Here is a 19,544-nt window from a genome sequence, read left to right as displayed (position 1 = left end):
AAGGTATCCCATCCTGAAAAGGGAGTAAGGCACCTGGGAGACGACCAGGTAGATAGGCCGGGGGTGTAAGGGCTGTAAGGCCTTGAGCCGACCGGTACTAATGAGCCGAGGGCTTGACCAAAAAAAGTAAAAAACCTCTGTGCAGTTTTGAGGGTGAAAGTAAAGAATATGGGAAAATAAAGGAAGAACAATAAGGAAAAAAGGAATAGAAAAGCAAAAGGAAAAAAATAAATAACATAAATAAATAATGAACATAAATAAATAATGAAAGAAAGATTTCGGTGGCCATAGCGGAGGGGAAACACCGGTTTCCATACCGAACACACAGGTTAAGCCCTCCAGCGCCGATGGTACTGGGTTATCCCGGGAGAGTAGGTCGCTGCCGAAATCTTTTATTTTTCATCAAAACTTTGACAATAAAAATAATAGAGGGTAAAATAACCTTAAGGTCATTGCAGTCAACAAAAAGGTCATTGTAGACAACAAAAAAATATTACCTTTGTAGTTAGAAAAATTTAATTGTTTTAACCGGAATACAGCGGGTTATGTGGCATTTATCAAAAAGGAAGATATCAAAAAATTTAATTACATATTTGATTATATAAAATAGCGGGCCCTAATAAAAAAACATCAAAAAAAGGAGTGAAGTAATTTTGAAAAGCGATGATAGATTTTCTATGGACTTTACTCAGGGGAATATAATGAAGCACCTGATAAAATTTTCAATTCCGCTTTTTCTCGGGAATATACTTCAAACATTGTACAATACGGTAGATTCCATATGGGTAGGTAAATTCCTCGGGCCGAGCGCCCTTGCTGCGGTTTCCGTGAGCTTCCCCATAATCTTCTTACTTATTTCTCTTGTAATGGGTATCACCATGGCGACGACGGTTTTGGTGGGGCAGTACAAGGGTGCACAAAATTATTTTATGATAAGGAAAACCGTCAATACTTCTATGTTTTTACTTACAATTTCGGCGCTGGTAATTTCTGTTGCGGGGATATTGCTGAATAAACTCATTTTAAAATTGATGAATACACCTGTGGAGCTTATGGAAATAGCATCGGGTTATCTAAATATTATTTTAGCGGGTTTGATTTTCACCTTTGCGTACAATGCGGTAAGTGCTATACTTAGAGGACTGGGGGATTCAAAAACACCCCTCGTATTCCTTTTTTATACTACTGTAATAAATATCATTCTTGACCCTGTATTTATATTCGGGATTGGCCCCATACCAAAAATGGGAGTGAATGGGGCGGCACTGGCAACGGTTATTTCTCAAGCCATATCCTTTTTTCTTGCGGCCAATTACTTAAATAAAAACAATCATCTTTTTTCAATTAATATTAGAGATTTTCATTACGATAAAGATATAACTGTAAAAATACTGAAAATAGGACTTCCTTCGGGGATTCAACAGACCGTTGTATCAATAGGAATGACTGCCATGATGGCAATAATAAATACCTTTGGCTCTCTGGTAGTTGCAGCATGGGGTGCTGCCAGTAAAATAGATTCTTTCGCCTTTTTACCTTCCATGTCAGTTGGTCTTGCCACGTCTTCCATTAGCGCTCAGAACATCGGTGCGGGAAAATACGAAAGGGTTGAGGAACTTTTAAAATGGGCAAGCCTTCTTTCTCTATTAATATCCGGAACCATTACTCTGATGATTTTTACAATGCCAAAGCTATTGCTTTCTATGTTTACAAATGATATAAATGTACTGATGGCAGGTGCTGGAATATTAAAAATCCTGGGGGTTTCTTACATTCCCTTCGGTTTTATGTGGGTAACCAACGGTATAATAAGAGGAGCTGGTGCCACTTTTATTCCCATGGTAATTTCGATAATTTCGCTCTGGTTGATCCGAATTCCATTGGCTTACTATTTATCCTTTCATACCGCTCTAAAAAGTAATGGCATTTGGGTGGCTATTTCGGTCAGTGCGATTCTAAGTACCCTTTTAAGCTATGCCTATTATTTATCCGGCAAATGGAAAAAAAGGGTTATTGAAGAGGAAGTTAATGAAATTAAAGAGAGATTGGTGGAGGAGTAGATTATGTTGAGTGATTTTGAAGTAGCGCATAAAATGGAAGAATTTAATTATGTTATGAAAAAATGGACGAAAAAATTTTTAAAGAAATATTTTTCCGCAAAAAATTTGGAAGTCACTCCAAATCAATACCCCCTGCTTTTTATATTAAAGGAACACGGGCCTGTAAAAATGAAAGAACTCAGCGAACATATGAATATAACTACCGGAAGCCTTACGGTGATGGTGGACAGGCTTATAGAAAAAAAGCTGGTGGAAAGATTTTATATGCCCGAGGATAGAAGGGTGGTAATGGTAGGCCTTACCGAAAAGGGTAATGAAGAGTTGGAGAATTTTAAAAAGGTATTTATAGACTATATCCTGGAAGGGGTAAAAAGATTATCGGAAAAGGAAAAAAACGATCTAATTTACTGTTTGGATTTTATAAAGAATGTTTTAATCGAGTATTATTAAAATTTCGGTTGACAAAAGTGTATAAATGCGATACTATTTTTTTAGAAGCTAAATGATAATGATTATCAATATTACATACAACTTTAATCAATATAAAAAATAAAATTAAAGGCTAAATTAATATAATAATGGTCTTAATTGAGAAATATATTTATATATGCGGGAACGGAAAATGGGAAAAAGGATAAGGATATTATGAATTTTTTTTACCAGGTAAATGATAACTATTATCAATTAAAGGGGGTTTACAAAATGAGCTGCTGCCATTCAGGGAAAAACAAAAAAAATATTTTTGGTTTTATTAAAGGCAATAAAAATACCAGAAACATAGATAATAGCCTTAAGTTGCATAAAAAACTGGTTCTCGTGGGTAATCCCAATGTAGGGAAAAGTGTAATATTTAATTGCTTAACGGGTACCTATGCCACCGTCTCCAATTATCCGGGTACAACGGTAGAAATTTTTAAAGGAGCCTGCAGGATAAACAATGTAAGTTTTGAAGTTATAGATACGCCGGGAATGTATTCCATGATACCCATAACGGAAGAAGAAAGGGTAACCAGAACACTTTTACTCCACGAAAAAGCGGATTTAGTGGTTCACGTAGTGGATGCAAAAAACCTCCAGCGGATGTTACCCCTGACCCTTCAGCTGATTGAGACCGGGCTCCCCGTTATGCTTGTGGTTAATATGATGGATGAGGCAGAAAAATTGGGAATAAAAATAGATATTGATAAACTATCGGAGATTTTAAAAATACCCGTCGTAGGCACCGCGGCTGCTTTAAACAGAGGAATAGATATTTTGAAAAGAAGGGTGTATGAATATGTCAGAAAAAGCGCTGCTTAGAAAAGATAATATAGTTGTTTACGATGAAAGGATAGAAATGGCATTAAAGGCGATAGAAGAAAATTTAAAAACAAACTATAATTTTTCAAAAAGGGCTATTGCACTTCTTTTGCTTCAAGGGGACGAAGAAATTACCAGGCATGTAAAAAATAGAGAAAAAACCTACGATAAAATAGAAGAGATCATTGCAAAAACAAAGAATTTATACAAAGACCCCCTGCAGTATGTCATAACTTTAAAAAGGCAGGAAAAGGCAAATGAAATAGTTCGGGATGTGAGCATGAATACGTCCGGGGAAAAGAATTTTTCTTTTTCCGACCTTCTGGATAAAATCACAATGCAGCCTCTGACCGGAGTTCCCATCCTCATACTGATTCTTTACTTTGGACTTTACAAATTTGTCGGGCAGTTTGGAGCGGGTACCCTGGTGGATTTTATTGAGGGCAATATTTTTGAAACTTATATAAATCCTTTAATAAATAATTTGGTGGCAACATACGTCCCGGTGAAAAGCATTCAAGAGCTTCTTGCCTTTGATTACGGCATCATCACCCTCGGGATCAGGTATGCGGTAGCAATAATTTTACCAATTGTAGGGACTTTCTTCTTTGTTTTTTCAATTATCGAAGATACCGGCTATTTACCCAGGCTTGCCATGTTAATTGACAGGGTATTTAAATCCATCGGTTTGAGCGGCAGAGCTGTAATACCGATGACTCTGGGTTTTGGATGCGATACAATGGCAACCTTGGTGAGCCGTACCTTAGAGACCAAAAGGGAAAGGGTCATTGCCACATTGCTGCTGGCTCTGGCAATTCCCTGTTCCGCTCAGCTGGGCGTAATACTCTCGCTTCTTTCGCAAAAGCCTCTGGGGCTTATAATCTGGATGGGTTTTGTGTCGTTGATCTTCCTTATTGTGGGTTATTTATCCGCTCAGGTGCTTCCGGGGGAAAAGCCGCACTTTTATATGGAACTGCCCCCCCTCAGGATGCCGAAGCTTTCAAATATAATTGAAAAAACTGTGTCAAGAATGCAGTGGTATTTTTTAGAAATAGTTCCGCTTTTCGTTTTAGCGAGTGTTTTAATCTGGTTTGGCAAAATTACCGGATTATTTGACAGTTTAATAAAGCTTTTATCTCCGGTCATGAACCTCCTGGGGTTACCTCCTCAGACGGCCGAAGCATTTTTGTTTGGATTTTTTAGAAGGGATTACGGAGCGGCGGGGTTATATGACCTTCAAAAATCGGGCATATTAAACGGGCCTCAGCTGGTGGTAGCTTCCGTTACCCTGACCTTATTTGTTCCATGTATAGCGCAGTTTTCCATAATGATAAAAGAACGGGGCTTCAAGACGGCCATGGCAATAGTAGGATTCATTATTCCCTTCGCCTTTTTATCTGGCTTTACCCTGAACCTGATTTTTAGATTGCTGGGAGTGAATTTTTAATGAAGTGTGGATTCTGCGGTTACGAATTTGACCAGAAAGAGGAAGGGGTAAAAGCATGCCGGGGTTGTCCCATGAGCGGTAGATGCGGCAAAGTAAAGTGCCCGAGGTGTGGATATGAGAATGTAAAAACCTCTGGACTGTTAAAAAGGTTTGGTTTTGGAAGGAAGGATGAGAATGGAAAGTAGAGAGGCAAAACTTTCATTTTTAAAAGTTGGGGAGGAAGCTACAATAGTCAAAATAGATGCGAAAGATAATAAAATATTGAAAAAACTTATGGCTCTGGGGGTCCTCCCGGGACTTAAAGTCCAGCTTTTACAAAAGTTTCCCACATATGTGTTTAAAATCGGGAATACCAGGATTGCTGCCGATGAGGAAATCGCAGGAAGTATTATAATTATGAAAAATAGTGCTCTTTGAGGGAGCACTATTTTTTTAGCATTTTTTTTGCGTTTTCAAATGCCACAAAGAGTTCATCCCTTTCTAAGGGAGAAAACTCCGTTATCGAATCGTTCTTAATTAGCCGGTATTTTTGGTCGTTGGTAATTTTCCCGATTATGCCGGCATTTATCCCTTCCTTCTTTAAAGCCTCCACTACCCTATGACCGTTTCTGGCGCAAATCAGCATCGAACCGCTGGATATCAGACCCAGGGGATTAATATTAAATATATTGGAAATTTCCTTCGTTACATCCAAGAGGGGAACCCTATCTTCGTATATTTCAATACCGGTACCGGAAGCCTTTGCTACCTCGTATGCGGCACCCAGAACCCCGCCTTCCGTTATATCGTGCATGGCAGATATCCCCAGGGATGATGCAATTTTTCCCTCATCTATGACGCTGATGTATTCTATCAAGTTCTGAGCCTTTTTAATTTTTTTGCTATCCCATATCGGCGAAAGAATGTTTTCAAAATCGGTAGCCAGTATGGCGGTACCTTCCAGACCGGCGTATTTAGTAATTATTACATCATCTCCGGGTCTTGCTCCCGAGGAAGTAACGAAATTATCCTTTAAAGCAAATCCGATGGCAGTTGTGGAAATTACAGTTTTATTAACAGAGGCAGTGACCTCGCTATGTCCGCCCAACACCTCGATGCCTATTTTCAAACAGGCCTTATGTATGTTTTCCATCACATCCCTGACGGTGGCCTCATAGGTGTTTTCAGGGAAAAGAAGGGTAACAAGTATGCCTACGGGATCGGCGCCGCATGCTGCCAGATCGTTGCATGCCACAAAGACCGAAAGATATGCCCCGAGTTTATCCGCACCCGTTATGGGATCGGAGGATAAAACCGCCACTTTTTCTCCAAAATCGATTACCGAGCAATCTTCACCAAAGGAAGAATGCAAAAGGACTTCCTTTCTTTTTTTTCCCAAAAATGGGTAAACGGCAGTTGAAAGGATTTCGGGAGGGATTTTGCCTATTTTAATCATATTACATTACCCTTTCTAAAATTTTTCTTCATCGTTAAAGGAGAGGTTTTTAAGCCTTTTATATAAAAACACCGCAATAAGGGCGCCCACGGAAACCTGCAGGGTATCGCCGGCAATTTCAATAGGAATGGCCCCCACACCGTATATTATTCCGGCTGCAGTGGCATAGGAAGCAATCATAAAAAGACCTGCAAAAATTAAGCCGTGTATTGCCCTGCCCTTGGCAGCAAAGCTTCCCGCTATAAAACCTTCTATTCCTTTTATAAACAGGGTAATGGGAGCCCACATGGGATATCCGACCAGCAAATCTGCTAAGGATGAGCCCACGCCTCCAATAATGGCCGCAGGCACACCTCCGAAAATTAACGCTGAAAGGTATATTATCGTTTCGCCCAGATGAAAATATAGGTTAAAGGTAGGCACCGGGACTTTTAAAATTGAGGTGGCTACAACCGTCAATGCTAAAAAAAGTCCCATCATGGCAATTTTCTTTATTTTATCGCTCATATACGCTACCTCCATAGAATCTTTTACTGATATTATACTATATTAACCGGGATTTAACCAATAATTCCTGTAGGGGATAGGCAATTATGAATTGATTTTTGCATAAATTTTACATATAATAAAAATAAATGAAATAATATTTTAAGCAATGAGGGAGAAAATTTGCACCAAACCTTTTTACAGAGAGCCGGTGGATGGTGCGAACCGGTAAGGGTGTGCAATTTCCGCTCCCGAGCATCGCGTCAGGCGACGGTAGTACCGTTACGGCTTAAAGTTAAAAAACAGGGTGGCACCGCGGGAAATATCCTCTCGCCCCTTGAGGGAGAGAGGATTTTGCTTTTACAGGGAAAAATATTTTTGAGGAGGTAAAAAAATGCTCGATATTAAGTTAGTCCGTTCAAATCCCGGTATTGTAAAAGAAGCAATGGAAAAAAGAGGAGCGACCACAAACTTAGAACAGCTTTTGAAAATCGACGAGGAAAGAAGAAATTTGCTGGTGGAGGTAGAACAATTAAAGAGTTTGCGAAATAGGGAATCGGAAGAGATTGCTCGAAAGAAAAAGGCGGGAGAACCGGCAGAGGATTTAATCAGGCAAATGAAAGAGGTTTCGGACAAAATTAAGGAAATGGATGAGAAACTGAAGCAAATAGATGAAGAAATATATAGAATGCTGTTGATGATCCCAAATATTCCCGATGAATCGGTACCTGTCGGCAAAAGCGATGCCGATAATGTGGAAGTTAGGAGATGGGGAAGCCCTAAGGAGTTTGACTTTTCTCCAAAGGCTCACTGGGAGATTGGAGAATATTTGGACATCCTTGATTTTGAGAGGGCGGCAAAGATTACCGGCTCCAGGTTTGTGGTTTATAAAGGGCTTGGGGCCCGATTGGAAAGGGCTTTGATAAACTTCATGCTGGACCTGCACATTGATAAACACGGATATAAGGAGATATTTCCTCCATTTATTGTAAACAGGGACAGCATGACGGGAACCGGACAGCTTCCAAAATTTGAGGAAGAGGCCTTTAAACTTTACAACAACACGGATTATTTCCTTATACCCACTGCAGAGGTTCCTGTGACCAATCTTCACAGAAATGAAATACTGGAAAGGGAGCAGCTTCCTATATATTACGTAGCCTACAGCGGATGCTTCAGGGCTGAAGCCGGCTCTGCCGGAAGGGATACAAGGGGTATAATAAGGCAGCATCAGTTTAACAAGGTGGAGCTGGTGAAATTTTGCGAACCGGAAAAATCCATGGAAGAACTGGAAAAACTTACTCATGATGCGGAGGAGGTTTTGCAGCTTTTAGGGCTTCCCTACCGGGTGGTGGCCTTATGTACGGGTGACTTAGGATTCTCTTCCGCAAAGACTTACGATATAGAGGTATGGATGCCAAGTTACAACAGGTACGTAGAAATTTCTTCCTGCAGCAACTTTAAAGACTACCAGGCAAGGAGAGCAGAAATAAGATACAGGCCCGAAAAAGGAGCAAAGCCCCAGTACGTTCATACTATGAACGGGTCAGGCCTTGCGGTAGGGAGAACAACTGCCGCGATACTGGAAAATTTCCAGCAGGCCGACGGTTCGGTGGTAATTCCGGAAGTTTTAAGGCCATACATGGGAGGGGTTTCAACAATACCGGCAAAATACTAAAAAATGTGGCGCACATTCTATGTGCGCCACATTTTTTACCTTCTTTGTACACCGTCATTTTTTACATCTGCCGAATTTTTTGGAACGAAGGTTTTGCAGCAGGTTTCCATAGCGGAGTTGACCGGTGTGGGTTGAGCGGTGGATGCCTGAGGTGCATCATAGCTATTTGGCATGTTTGCTCCAATTCTGTCAGAGGTAACCATAATCTCTGACGCGTGACACATGTTTCCGCTGCCCCAGTAATGGCAGTTGGATACACTGCAATGGATATTAGGCATATAGATAACCTCCCGTAATTTTTTTTCACATTAATATTATTATCAAAGGGGTAAAAAATAATTCAGTAAAGTAGAGGGAAAGACGGGTGCTAAACTTCATAATTTCTCAGAAAATCACCCTGTCATAAAATTAACAGGAGTGAAAAATTGACAAACTTACTTGAAATTTGTTGTGGTTCAGATGTCCATAAAAAAACTATAGTTGCATGTTTGCTAAAAAATTACTAATAAAAATTAATCAATAAATGCTATAATATAAATAATTGTTTGTTCGAATTTTTATTATTTACTTTACTTAATAAAAGAGGGTTGTTATGGAAAGGGTTATTTATGTGGCTTTGTTTACCGCCACGATACATATGATCGATACTTTATCCTATTCCGTGAGACTTGCCGGTGTAAGAACCAGGAGGCTGGCTTTAGCACTATCCCTATTTAATATAATAGTCCTTATTTCGAGGACTGCCAACATGATTCAGGCTCCGCTACTGGGCAGTATAGTGGATAAGGCGATTTCTAAGGGCGAAATAAAAGAACTTCTTCACAGCTTTAGAATAATAATTTTTTCTGCAACCCTGGGAAGCCTTTTAGGGGCAGCTTTGATTCCAAGTTTTATAGAAATTTTTTCAAAAGGAATCTATGCCCTTGAAAAAACGGGATCCATACCTAAGCTCCTCGTAAAAATAATTTTTAATAAACCTGTAAAGCAAGTAAAAAATTCTTTAAAAGCACCGGATTTAAACAAAATAAGAAAAATCAGCAAAACCGGGATATCCCCTTTTTTCTTGATATTTAATCTCTTCATCACTTCGATTTCAACCATTGGAGTGCTGGCGGCCATTTACGCCGGTGCCCTATTACCGGAGTACAGGATAACCGCAAGTCAGCTTTCGGGGGTTATAAACGGTACCGCCACAATACTGCTGGCAATTATTGTGGACCCGCAGGCAGCACTGATTACCGACCAGGCTTTACAGGGTGTCAGGTCTAAACAGGAAGTAACGTCGATGGTATTTTTTCTCGTAAGCGGGAAAATAATTGGGACCCTTCTGAGCCAGGTTATATTCATGCCGGCTTCGGAAGTGGTATTGTGGATTACTCGAAAATTAATATAATCTTTTTCTTCTAAAGGAGCGGACTGTAATTGCTTTTTTTAATGGGAATAAAGCTAAATTCCTTTAAAAATTCTCTTATGGCGTGAGAAAGATACTCGATCCCCTCGTTTATCATTTCCTTTGGTACCTGGGCAATGCTTAGGCGAAAACAAGGTGATGGCTTTTGGTCAGGGTAAAAGTAATCACCGGGCATTATAAAAATTCCTTTTTTTATAACCCCGGCGTAAAGGTTCATGGAATAGAACCCTTCGGGCAGGCAAAGCCAGTAGAATAATCCCCCTTTGGGAACGCTAAATGTTACCGGGGAAGGAAGATGTTTTTTTAACGAATCCGTCATTATTTCCCATTTTTCTAAATAAATTCTTCGAATCTTTGTAAGATGATCGTAAAAGCTTTTTTCCCTTATCATTAAATCCAGGACCCGCTGGTTTAAACCCGAAGAAGCAATGTCGGAAAAGTATTTTACTTCGGCGATTATTTCTGAAAAATCGGAAGGCACCAGTAAAAATCCCAGCCTCAATCCGGGCATCAGGATTTTGGAAAAGCTCTTAATGTAAAACACCCGGTTTTCTTCATCGTAAGCTTTTAAAGGTAGAGGTTTTTCTGAGTAATAAAGGTCGTTCATGTGGTCATCCTCAAGGATATAAAAACCGAATTTTTTTGAAAGAGCTATTAGCTCTTTCTTTTTTTGTTCGGAGTAAGATATACCGGTGGGATTTTGAAAATTGGGCATTGTATAAAAAAGCTTTGGAGGTTTTGAGCGAATCTTGCTTAATAATTCTTCCATATCTATTCCATCATCCCTTAACGTAATCTCGACGATTTTTGCACCTCTTGATTTAAAAGCATCTACGGCACCCGGGTAAGTGGGCGATTCCACAAAAACGGTATCGCCGTAATCCAGCAGTGCTTTAGAAATAATGTCAATTCCTTGCTGAGCCCCGGATACTACATGAATATTATCCCTTGAGGCTTTAATTTTGTACTCCTCGTAAAGAAAATCTTCTAAGGATTGTCTCAGAGGTAAAAATCCCGGGCTTTCATTGTAAGCAAAGGCGTAACCCCCGTCCCTATCTAAAACTCTTATTATAGAGCTTTTGAAAATTTCTACAGGAAAATATTCAGGGGGGACAGAAGCGGTGGCAAAGTCAAACCTTATTTTATCAATTTCCAACTCGGAATCATTTTTCACGGGAAGATCCGCGGATTCTTTTAAATGTGACTGTATAAATGTACCGCTTCCTACCCTGGATACAGCGTAGCCTTCTTTTTCCAGCAGTTTATAAGCATTCACAATGGTAACTGTATTGACCTTAAGGTTCGCCGCAAGTTTTCTTATAGGGGGTAGTTTTTCTCCCGGAAGTAAAACTCCCTCTTTAATTAAACGAACAATTTCTTCATAAATCTGAACGTAGAGTGGTTCAGGGGAATTTCGATCTAATTGTATCGAAACAAATTTATCCATTTTCAAATATTACCTCCTGAAAAAATTTATTTTATTAAAATTGTATTGATAAAAACCCTGTTAATATGATAAAATAAATACAACAATCTGCTATTTATAATAACAATCTAATAATAAATAAATATTACAATCAATAATGTAACGATACAATTTAATTTTACCATACCATTACACTTATTACAATCTAAGAGGAGGGGATTTGCTTATGGAAAATTTTAAAAACTTCCCTGCTGACGGTGAAAGATATTCCCTCAATAAAAATTTAGCCGAGATGTTAAAGGGTGGAGTAATAATGGATGTGACCACTCCGGATCAGGCGAAGATAGCGGAAGAAGCCGGAGCGGTGGCGGTTATGGCCTTGGAAAGGGTGCCTGCGGATATAAGGAATTACGGCGGAGTGGCTCGCATGTCAGATCCCAAAATAATAAAGGCTATAAAACAGGCTGTCAGCATACCGGTAATGGCAAAATGCAGGATCGGTCACTTTGTAGAAGCCGAGATTTTAGAGGCCATCGGTGTGGATTTTATTGATGAAAGCGAGGTTCTGACACCCGCCGACGAGCATTTCCATATAGATAAAAAAAGATTTAAGGTACCTTTTGTATGCGGTGCTAAAAACTTAGGGGAAGCCTTGAGGCGTATAGCCGAGGGAGCTGCCATGATAAGAACCAAGGGAGAGGCTGGCACCGGAAATGTGGTGGAAGCGGTGAGACATATAAGGACAATTATGGGAGAAATCCGAAGGATTCAAAACATGCCCAAGGAAGAACTGATAAATGCTGCCAAGGAAATGGGGGCGCCCTATGAACTCGTGCTGTACGTCGCTGAACACGGAAAACTTCCTGTGGTAAATTTTGCTGCAGGAGGAGTGGCAACACCTGCCGATGCTGCTTTATTGATGAAGCTGGGGTGTGACGGAGTTTTTGTGGGTTCGGGTATTTTTAAATCGGAAAACCCTGCAAAAAGGGCAAGGGCTATCGTCAAGGCGGTAACTTATTACGATGACCCCGAAATCCTTGCTGAGGTTTCCGAAGACCTCGGCGAGGCAATGCAGGGTCTTGAAATAGATAGATTGGATTCCCGTTATGCGGAGCGGGGATGGTGATTATATGAAAATCGGAGTGGTGGCTTTTCAGGGTGCGGTAAGGGAGCACATAGAAATGCTTAAAAAAATTGAAGTACAGGCTTTTCCGGTAAAAAAAAGAGAAGAGCTATTCGGGGTGGATGGCCTTATATTGCCGGGCGGTGAAAGTACAGTCATAGGAAAATTTTTGAGGGATTCGGGGCTTGGTGATGAAATCGTAAAACTTGTAAAAAACGGTATGCCCATCTGGGGGACCTGTGCCGGTATGATACTTCTGGCAAAACATATAGTAAACCAGGATTATGTACACCTCGGGCTAATGGATATAAAGGTAAAAAGGAATGCTTATGGCGGTCAATTAGAAAGCTTTGTAGCCAGAAAACCGGTGCCCGGCATCTCAAAAAGACCTCTTGAACTTGTATTTATCAGAGCGCCTTATGCGGAAAAGGTTGGAACGGGGGTGGATGTGATTTTGGAGCTGGATGGGAAGGTAGTTGCAGCAAAGCAGGATAATATGCTGGCTACAGCTTTTCATCCCGAACTTACCGAAGATGAAAGTTTTCATAAGTATTTTGCTGAAATGATTTAAAAAGGCCGTGGGAGTGAACCCCGGCCTTTTTAAATCTCCAATATCCTCAATGCCTCTTCATTATTTAACTCGGTTATAAAGGGGATTTTCGTTTCTCTTTCCGTTTCTCTGTTTGCAGAAGCTATATCGCTTCTTTTTATTGCCTGTAATGAAAATTTTCTTGCTCCCGCCATAAGCTGTTGTAGTCCTGCCCCGAGTTTATCAGCCAGTGTCCAGACCGCTATGGCGCCATAGGGTATATTCTTCATTTCCTCTTCGCCAACCTTATTTTTAACTTCATGATAGCCGGCAAAGATTTCTTCGGCTTTTAATCCGATTTGCGCAACGGATTGAGGTAAGGAATCCCAATTTCCGTTTACCTTTTCCTTCCTTTCGGGATGTAAAGCCCCTTCTATATTGGACCCCACAAAAGCCGGTATCATTAGCGCCCTTCCCATGCAAATTATCTTTACAAAGGGTGAACCGAGGGCAAGAGCTTTAAAAATATGATCTTCCCTGGCAAATCCACCGGCAAAAGCCATGTCTACCACTTTGTACCCTTTAGAAGCAAGAATGCAGGCGTATTCATAAGCTTTGGAGTGTAAAAGTATAGAGGGAACACCCCAGGATTCCATCATATTCCAGGGACTCATTCCGGTTCCGCCCCCCGAGCCGTCAATTGTTAAAAGATCGAGCTTTGCTTCGGTTGCGAATTTTATAGCCATTGCAAGACCAGTCATGCCGTAGGATCCGGTTTTCAAAGTAATCTTTTTAAATCCTATGTTTCTTAAGTAGTTGACGGATTCTAAAAATTCTTCCCTGACTTCTTCTACGCTGGAAAGATCGGTATATCCTAAACGGCTGTGCCTGGCAAAGGACTTTATTGCACCGGAATTGTACGCCTCTATGACTTCCGGTTTTTCAGGGTCCGGATCCAGTACATAGCCTCTTTTTTTCAGGAACCTGGCGTATTCTATGTCTTTTACCTGAATTTCTCCTCCTATGGATTTTGCTCCCTGTCCCCATTTTAACTCTAAAATTACTTTATCGCCGTATTTTTCAATGACGTATTCGGCAACACCGTTTCTTGTATCCTCCACGTTCATCTGAACAATTATCGCTCCATAACCATCGAAATAGCGAAGATAGGTTTGTATTCTTCTATCCAGCTCAGGAGCTATTTTTATTTTACCGTTTTCGATGACAGCCTCCCGGTCAATTCCTACCACATTTTCGCCTATAACGATGGGAAAACCGGCTAAGGCAGCACCGATAGCCAGGGAATCCCAGTATTTTGCGGCGATAAAGGTAGAGCCAAGGGCACCCGTCATAATGGGGAGCCTGGATTTAGTTTTTTCAAAATAACCGAATTCGGTTTCGATATTAACCCGGGGGAAAATGCAGTCATCGGCAGAATTTGTCATATCTTCCTTTAATCCTTCTGCGCCATAATTTGCTCCCATTATTCGAAGGGAGTTATAAGATACGCCTAAGTGGAGGGTATTTCCACTGCCCGCAGTGACATTCCCAAAATCCCTGGGGTAAAGCATCTTCCTTCCAACAAGGCAGGACATCCAGGTTTCGCATTTCCCGTGGCAGTCAGCTCTGCAAAGGGTGCAGAGGCCGGATTCACATGGATTTCCACGGTTTAAAGTTCCAAGAACGTCGTTTGATTTTTGCCAGTTAATCATGTGTAAGACCCCCTCAAAGTATATAAGTATACAAAAATACAAGTATATATTAATTTTATATTATACAAACAAAAAACATAAAAAGTCAATACTTTAAAGCATAAAAATTTTATTATTTTAAAGCAATAAAAGCCGATTTAAATGTAAAAATTTTCTAAATCCTTCTGCTTTGCAAAGCCTATCCATTAATGAAAATAAAATTAAAAAAAAAGGGATTTAAAATAAATTTAAAGAATAAAATTAATATAAAGTAATGTATGAGGAATGATAACTTTGTTAAAAAATAAACTTATTGACATATTATATAAATTACTTAAAATTAAAATTAGTAAGTGATATATCAAAAGTATATTGTTTATATATTAATTAAAAAAATAAAATTTTATTTTAAAAGGATTGAAAAAGGAGCAGGGAACATGGCTGAGACATTGAGCGAAAAGGCCTATAATATTATCAAGGAGAGATTACTTTATACTAAAAAAGGCAGTTATTTGAGTATAAGGAAAGTTGCGGAAGAATTAAATATGAGTTATACCCCCGTAAGGGAAGCCTTTTTAAGGCTTCACAAAGAGGGGTTTTTAGAACTGGTACCAAAAGTTGGATTTTTTACCAATTGCATAGATATAAATGAAATTTTACAGATATACGAGGTCAGGGAATGCATTGAATTATTCGTTTTTAAAAAGATTTTTAACAGTATAGGTCCAAAGCATATAGAACTTCTTAAAAAATATTTGGAAGAACAAAAAAATTGCTTGGATAAAAAGGATATACACGGTTATGTAAAGGCGGATCAAAAATTTCATGAAGTGTTTCTGGAAATTTACAATAATCAATACTTGAGCAACCTTTACAGGAATATCAGGGAACAGTATTTTATTTGCTCCAATAATATTGCTGAAAGGCACAGCGGAGTAGCTGTAGAGGAACATGAACGCTTAATAAAGTGCATAGAAAATAAGGACTTTGAAAAAGCGATAAACCTCTTGAGTATGCATATTGAAAATGCAAAACAGAGGGTAAAGGATGGATTCAGAAGGGTAAGTTAATAATTTTAAAATTTTTAGCCAAACTGATATATCAGTGATATATTATAATAAATTTTATATTGCGGGGGAAGGGAATGGCAAAATTTTTTGGTCACGGGATGTTGGAAAGTTTCTCGGGGGAAATAAAAATCGAAAAAGAAGAAAAATTAGAAAAAATAATAGAAAAAATGAATTTACCTGAAAATTTAAAAGAGCACATAATTTTTTTAAGAAATCATCTTTTTTTGGATAAAGATGATTTAATTAAGGACGAAGACGAAGTTCATTTTTATATACTGCCCTTTGGTGGTTAACAATTAAGACGGGAGGTAATTTTAGGTGGTACATGTAATAAAAAATTTTAAAAGGCCCGAGAAGGAAATAATTGAAGCCTTCAGAAAACTATCTTCAGCCACCGTCCACGAAGCATCGGGGAAAAAGGGAGCGGTATCCTATCTAATTAAACCCATTAACAGGGGAATGAAATTATGCGGACCTGCATTGACGGTTCAGTGCATGCCCGGAGACAATTTGATGCTCCACAAGGCGCTGGAAATCGCAAGCGAAGGAGATGTAATTGTAGCGGATACCCACGGAGCCCCAGAATACGGTTACTGGGGCGATTTGATGACCGTTTCGGCGATGGCGAGAAAGATAGGGGGCCTTGCCATTGACGGCTGTATAAGGGATTCGCAGGAGATTATTGAAATGGGGTTCCCGGTTTTCTGCAGGGGATTTTGCATCAGAGGAACATCGAAAAGCTCTTTGGGGCTTATAAATTATCCGATAATTTTTGGGAATGTCAGGGTAGAACCCGGAGACCTTGTTCTTGGAGATGACGATGGCATTGTAGTCGTAAAGAGGGAAGAGTGCGAAGAGGTATTAAAAAAGGCGTTAAAGAGGGTAGAAGATGAAGATAAAAAGAGAAAAGTCTTGAGCACGGGTATATCCAGCGTGGAATACAACAACTTAAAAGAGGTTTTCGAAAAATTAGGACTGGTGGAAGAGTAATTTTTTAAGATGATTTTATAGACAGGTAGAAGGGAGATTACGAGTATGAGAATTCCGGTGGAAGTACTTAAGAATGTAGCCCAAGAAATCCTCATAGGACTCGGTGAAACAAAAGAGAATGCGGAAGTTATATCTGAAATTCTGGTAAATGCCGATATGAGAGGAGTTTCCACCCACGGTACATATCTTTTAAAGGTTATTTCCATGCGGGTGGAAGGTGGACAGCTGAAGCTTCCAACCCTGCCGAAAGTAATATCTGATAAAGAAGCAACGGCGGTAATAGACGGAATGGACGGCATAGGTATGGTCGCTGGCAAGATGGCGGTGGACATTGCCGTAGAAAAAGCAAAAAAATACGGTGTTGGCATGTCGCTTATATGTAATACAAACAATGTAGGCTGTCTTGGGGTTTACACACAGAGAGCAGCGAAAGAGGGTATGATTGCCATAATGTCCTGCAATGCAGCTCCTGCAATGGCACCCTGGGGAGCGGCGGAGAAGTTTTTGGGAACGAATCCGATAGCGATATCAATACCGGGTAAGGATACCATTTTTACTTCCGATATGGCTACCAGTGTAGTAGCCAGGGGGAAAATAAGGGAAGCATCGAGGAAAGGTATAAAGATCCCCGATAACTGGGCTTTGGATTCGGAAGGAAGACCCACAACAGATCCCGAAGAAGCATTAAAAGGGACACTTATGCCTATCGGAGGACCTAAAGGCTCTTCTCTTGCTATGGCAGTTGATATAATATCCGGAATCCTTTCGGGTTCGGGTTACGGCAATCAATTGAAATCCTTCCACGTTCTCGAAGGGCCGACGAGGGTGGGAGCTTCTGCAATAATGATCGATGTATCGCACTTCATGGAGCTTGAGAAATTTAAGGAACTGGTAGAAGGCTATTTTACTGCGATAAAGGCTTTGAAGAAAGCTCAGGGGGTAGAAGAAATACTTATACCGGGTGAAATCGAGTTCAGAAAGGAACAAAAAAGCTTGGAAGATGGAATTGAAATAGATGACAAACTGGTAATAACCTTTGATGAGCTTTTGAAGAAAATAAATTCAAATATTAAATTAATTTCCGATTGAATTTAAGGGAGGTAAAAAGGTGAAAAGGATAATAAGGGTAAACACGAGAACCGGAGAAGTGATTCAAACGGCGCCTACCGAAGAGGATCTTAAGTGGGGAGGCAGGGGATTTATTGCGAGAACTTTACTTAACGAGGTACCTCCCACCTGCGAACCTCTGGGTAGGTACAATAAACTGATAATTTCCCTCGGACTTTTTGCCGATACTAATCTCAGCACGGCGGGGAGACTTTCCATTGGCGGTAAAAGCCCTCTTACCGGTGGAGTAAAGGAATGCAATGTGGGAGGTAATGCCGGAAAGCGATTGGGGAGAATAGGTGTAAAAGCTTTAATACTGGAAGATATCCCGGAAAAAGATACTACCAGGATACTTTATGTTAGCGCAGATGAGGTAAAACTCATAGATGCACCGCACCTTAAGGGGAAATTGGTAGATGAAACCTTTGAAGAGCTAAGAAAGGAGTTTGGCGAAAGAAAAGGTTTTATCTGTATAGGGCCTGCAGGAGAAATGAAGTTATACGCAGCAGGAATAGCCCTAACCGATGACAGGGGAGAACAGGTGAGGTATGCTGCCCGGGGCGGACTGGGTGCGGTAATGGGATCAAAGGGAATAAAAGCGATCGTAATTGACGATTCCAAAACGGTGGAACCCGATTACTACGATGCCGAGCTTTTAAATTCAACCGTGAAAGAGGTAGTAAAAATACTTCAGGAAGATCCGAAGAGCCAGAACCGGAGAAAATACGGAACCCTTGATATCTTGGAACTGGCAAATCAAGCCGGGCTATTACCCACAAGAAATTTCAGCTCGGGACAATTTGAGCTTGCGGCGAACTTTTCGGGACCCAGGGTGGCGGATGTGATAAAAGAAAGAGGTGGTTGCGGAAAATCCGGAACGGCCTGCGTGCCCGGGTGTACAATAATGTGCAGCAATGTATTTCCCGACAAAGAAGGCAAAAAAATAGTGGCGTCTTTACAGTATGAAAGCGTGGTACTTTTAGGGCCCAACTGCGGTATAGGAGACTTAGACGATGTGGCCGAACTAAACCACCTTTGCAACCAGGTGGGTGTTGATACCATTGAATGCGGCGCAGCCATAGGTGTCGCAATGGAAGCGGGAGTAATAAATTTTGGAGATGCTGAAGGAGCCAAGGATATAGTAAAACAAATAGGGCAGGGTACTTATTTGGGAAGGATCATCGGGAACGGTGCAGAGTTTACCGGGCGAGCATTTGGAGTAAGAAGAGTTCCCGCAGTGAAAGGCCAGGCTATGCCCGCCTATGATCCAAGAGGCTTAAAAGGAAACGGTGTGCTTTACGCCACCTCCACCATGGGGGCTGACCATACAGCGGGAAATGCTTTTGAAACTTTGAAAACCGTAAATCCCCTTGGAAAAGAAAAACAGGTTTACAACTCAAGACAGCTTCAAATTCGAGCTGCACTCATTGATTCTCTGGGCGTTTGCCTGTTCATAAGACCGGCATTTATTAAGAATAGAGAGCTATTAAGTAATCTTTATAAAGGAAGATACGGCTTTGACATGAGCTTTGAAGAAATAAAGCGCACCGGCGTAGAGGTTCTCGAGATGGAAAGAAGGTTCAATGAACTTGCGGGAGTATCCGAAAAGATAAAGAGGATGCCCGAATTTATGAGGGAAGAACCCCTACCTCCAAACAATACGGTTTTTGATATATCCCAGGAAGAACTGGAAGAAATTTGGAATATTGAAATGAACCCGGAAACCTTTTAAAAAATTTAACGGAAATAAAATAAAATTATCTTATAATTTTACAAAATGAATTTATTAAGA

General features: G+C 40.3%; 20 protein-coding genes and 2 rRNA genes. 17 read left to right on the top strand and 5 right to left on the bottom strand.

From position 1 onward, the window contains the following. The 8 genes from ATZ99_RS02085 to ATZ99_RS02050 all read left to right on the top strand — a co-directional run. A 23S ribosomal RNA gene (locus ATZ99_RS02085) occupies positions 1-121 on the top strand; the annotation flags it as partial. Positions 122-277: 156 nt separating this feature from the next. Then, positions 278-388 (top strand): 5S ribosomal RNA (gene rrf / locus ATZ99_RS02080). 265 nt (positions 389-653) lie between these two features. Then, positions 654-2,060 carry an MATE family efflux transporter gene (locus ATZ99_RS02075; protein WP_083947297.1) on the top strand — a complete coding sequence of 469 codons (1,407 nt, stop codon included), beginning with the start codon at positions 654-656 and terminating at the stop codon, positions 2,058-2,060. 3 nt (positions 2,061-2,063) lie between these two features. Next, complete coding sequence (locus tag ATZ99_RS02070; protein ID WP_068747574.1) at positions 2,064-2,510, top strand: MarR family winged helix-turn-helix transcriptional regulator; 447 nt, start codon at positions 2,064-2,066, stop codon at positions 2,508-2,510. Between the two features lie 252 nt (positions 2,511-2,762). Then, positions 2,763-3,359 carry a FeoB small GTPase domain-containing protein gene (locus ATZ99_RS02065; RefSeq protein WP_083947301.1) on the top strand — a complete coding sequence of 199 codons (597 nt, stop codon included), beginning with the start codon at positions 2,763-2,765 and terminating at the stop codon, positions 3,357-3,359. Further along, positions 3,337-4,806, top strand: a complete 1,470-nt coding sequence (locus tag ATZ99_RS02060) for a ferrous iron transporter B (protein ID WP_068747573.1) — start codon at positions 3,337-3,339, stop codon at positions 4,804-4,806. Before ATZ99_RS02065 ends, ATZ99_RS02060 begins: the two co-directional genes overlap by 23 nt. Then, a complete protein-coding gene (locus ATZ99_RS02055) occupies positions 4,806-4,991 on the top strand; it encodes a hypothetical protein (protein WP_068747572.1) in 186 nt (61 codons plus the stop codon). Before ATZ99_RS02060 ends, ATZ99_RS02055 begins: the two co-directional genes overlap by 1 nt. Further along, complete coding sequence (locus tag ATZ99_RS02050) at positions 4,981-5,223, top strand: FeoA family protein (RefSeq protein ID WP_068747571.1); 243 nt, start codon at positions 4,981-4,983, stop codon at positions 5,221-5,223. Before ATZ99_RS02055 ends, ATZ99_RS02050 begins: the two co-directional genes overlap by 11 nt. 7 nt (positions 5,224-5,230) lie before the next feature. Here the strand turns inward: ATZ99_RS02050 and ATZ99_RS02045 are convergent, their stop codons facing one another. Next, positions 5,231-6,238, bottom strand: coding sequence for an AIR synthase-related protein (locus ATZ99_RS02045; protein ID WP_068747587.1), 1,008 nt, complete (start codon positions 6,236-6,238; stop codon positions 5,231-5,233). Positions 6,239-6,256: 18 nt separating this feature from the next. After that, positions 6,257-6,748: an ECF transporter S component gene (locus tag ATZ99_RS02040; RefSeq protein WP_068747570.1), complete on the bottom strand. Its 492-nt coding sequence runs from the start codon at positions 6,746-6,748 to the stop codon at positions 6,257-6,259. A gap of 373 nt (positions 6,749-7,121) precedes the next feature. Here ATZ99_RS02040 and serS point away from each other — a divergent pair, with 373 nt between their 5' ends. After that, entirely contained in the window at positions 7,122-8,405 is a 1,284-nt protein-coding gene (gene serS / locus ATZ99_RS02030) for a serine--tRNA ligase (protein WP_068747568.1), read from the top strand. 35 nt (positions 8,406-8,440) lie between these two features. On the opposite strand, the gene ATZ99_RS02025 is transcribed toward serS, so the two are convergent. Next, the gene (locus ATZ99_RS02025) at positions 8,441-8,683 is read right to left on the bottom strand and encodes a DUF1540 domain-containing protein (RefSeq protein WP_068747567.1); all 243 of its coding nucleotides are present in this window, start codon (positions 8,681-8,683) and stop codon (positions 8,441-8,443) included. A gap of 314 nt (positions 8,684-8,997) precedes the next feature. On the opposite strand from ATZ99_RS02025, the gene ATZ99_RS02020 reads away from it, so the two are divergent. Continuing rightward, complete coding sequence (locus ATZ99_RS02020; RefSeq protein WP_068747566.1) at positions 8,998-9,798, top strand: lipid II flippase Amj family protein; 801 nt, start codon at positions 8,998-9,000, stop codon at positions 9,796-9,798. A gap of 10 nt (positions 9,799-9,808) precedes the next feature. On the opposite strand, the gene pdxR is transcribed toward ATZ99_RS02020, so the two are convergent. Further along, positions 9,809-11,263, bottom strand: a complete 1,455-nt coding sequence (gene pdxR, locus ATZ99_RS02015; RefSeq protein ID WP_068747586.1) for a MocR-like pyridoxine biosynthesis transcription factor PdxR — start codon at positions 11,261-11,263, stop codon at positions 9,809-9,811. Between the two features lie 205 nt (positions 11,264-11,468). On the opposite strand from pdxR, the gene pdxS reads away from it, so the two are divergent. Then, the gene (pdxS, locus tag ATZ99_RS02010; RefSeq protein ID WP_083947296.1) at positions 11,469-12,368 is read left to right on the top strand and encodes a pyridoxal 5'-phosphate synthase lyase subunit PdxS; all 900 of its coding nucleotides are present in this window, start codon (positions 11,469-11,471) and stop codon (positions 12,366-12,368) included. Between the two features lie 4 nt (positions 12,369-12,372). After that, positions 12,373-12,936 (top strand): pyridoxal 5'-phosphate synthase glutaminase subunit PdxT, encoded by a 564-nt coding sequence (gene pdxT / locus ATZ99_RS02005; RefSeq protein ID WP_068747565.1) that lies wholly within the window; start codon positions 12,373-12,375, stop codon positions 12,934-12,936. Positions 12,937-12,965: 29 nt separating this feature from the next. Here pdxT and ATZ99_RS02000 read toward each other — a convergent pair whose 3' ends face one another. Beyond that, positions 12,966-14,606, bottom strand: a complete 1,641-nt coding sequence (locus ATZ99_RS02000; protein WP_068747564.1) for a glutamate synthase-related protein — start codon at positions 14,604-14,606, stop codon at positions 12,966-12,968. A gap of 416 nt (positions 14,607-15,022) precedes the next feature. Between ATZ99_RS02000 and ATZ99_RS01995 the strand changes: the two genes are divergently transcribed. The 5 genes from ATZ99_RS01995 (at position 15,023) to ATZ99_RS01975 (ending at position 19,484) form a co-directional block, all read left to right on the top strand. Beyond that, positions 15,023-15,655: a GntR family transcriptional regulator gene (locus ATZ99_RS01995; RefSeq protein WP_068747563.1), complete on the top strand. Its 633-nt coding sequence runs from the start codon at positions 15,023-15,025 to the stop codon at positions 15,653-15,655. A 74-nt stretch (positions 15,656-15,729) separates the two neighbouring features. After that, complete coding sequence (locus tag ATZ99_RS01990; protein ID WP_068747562.1) at positions 15,730-15,948, top strand: hypothetical protein; 219 nt, start codon at positions 15,730-15,732, stop codon at positions 15,946-15,948. A gap of 25 nt (positions 15,949-15,973) precedes the next feature. Next, entirely contained in the window at positions 15,974-16,645 is a 672-nt protein-coding gene (locus ATZ99_RS01985; RefSeq protein WP_068747561.1) for a 4-carboxy-4-hydroxy-2-oxoadipate aldolase/oxaloacetate decarboxylase, read from the top strand. Positions 16,646-16,690: 45 nt separating this feature from the next. Next, complete coding sequence (locus ATZ99_RS01980; protein ID WP_068747560.1) at positions 16,691-17,734, top strand: Ldh family oxidoreductase; 1,044 nt, start codon at positions 16,691-16,693, stop codon at positions 17,732-17,734. Positions 17,735-17,753: 19 nt separating this feature from the next. After that, positions 17,754-19,484: an aldehyde ferredoxin oxidoreductase C-terminal domain-containing protein gene (locus ATZ99_RS01975; protein WP_068747559.1), complete on the top strand. Its 1,731-nt coding sequence runs from the start codon at positions 17,754-17,756 to the stop codon at positions 19,482-19,484. The last annotated feature ends 60 nt before the right edge of the window (positions 19,485-19,544 follow it).

Origin of the sequence: Thermovenabulum gondwanense, assembly GCF_001601575.1 — a bacterium.
GTDB classification, from domain to species: Bacteria; Bacillota; Thermosediminibacteria; order Thermosediminibacterales; family Thermosediminibacteraceae; genus Thermovenabulum; species Thermovenabulum gondwanense.
Note: the sequence above shows the minus strand (reverse complement) of the source record. Positions and strands in the feature narration are given on the sequence as shown.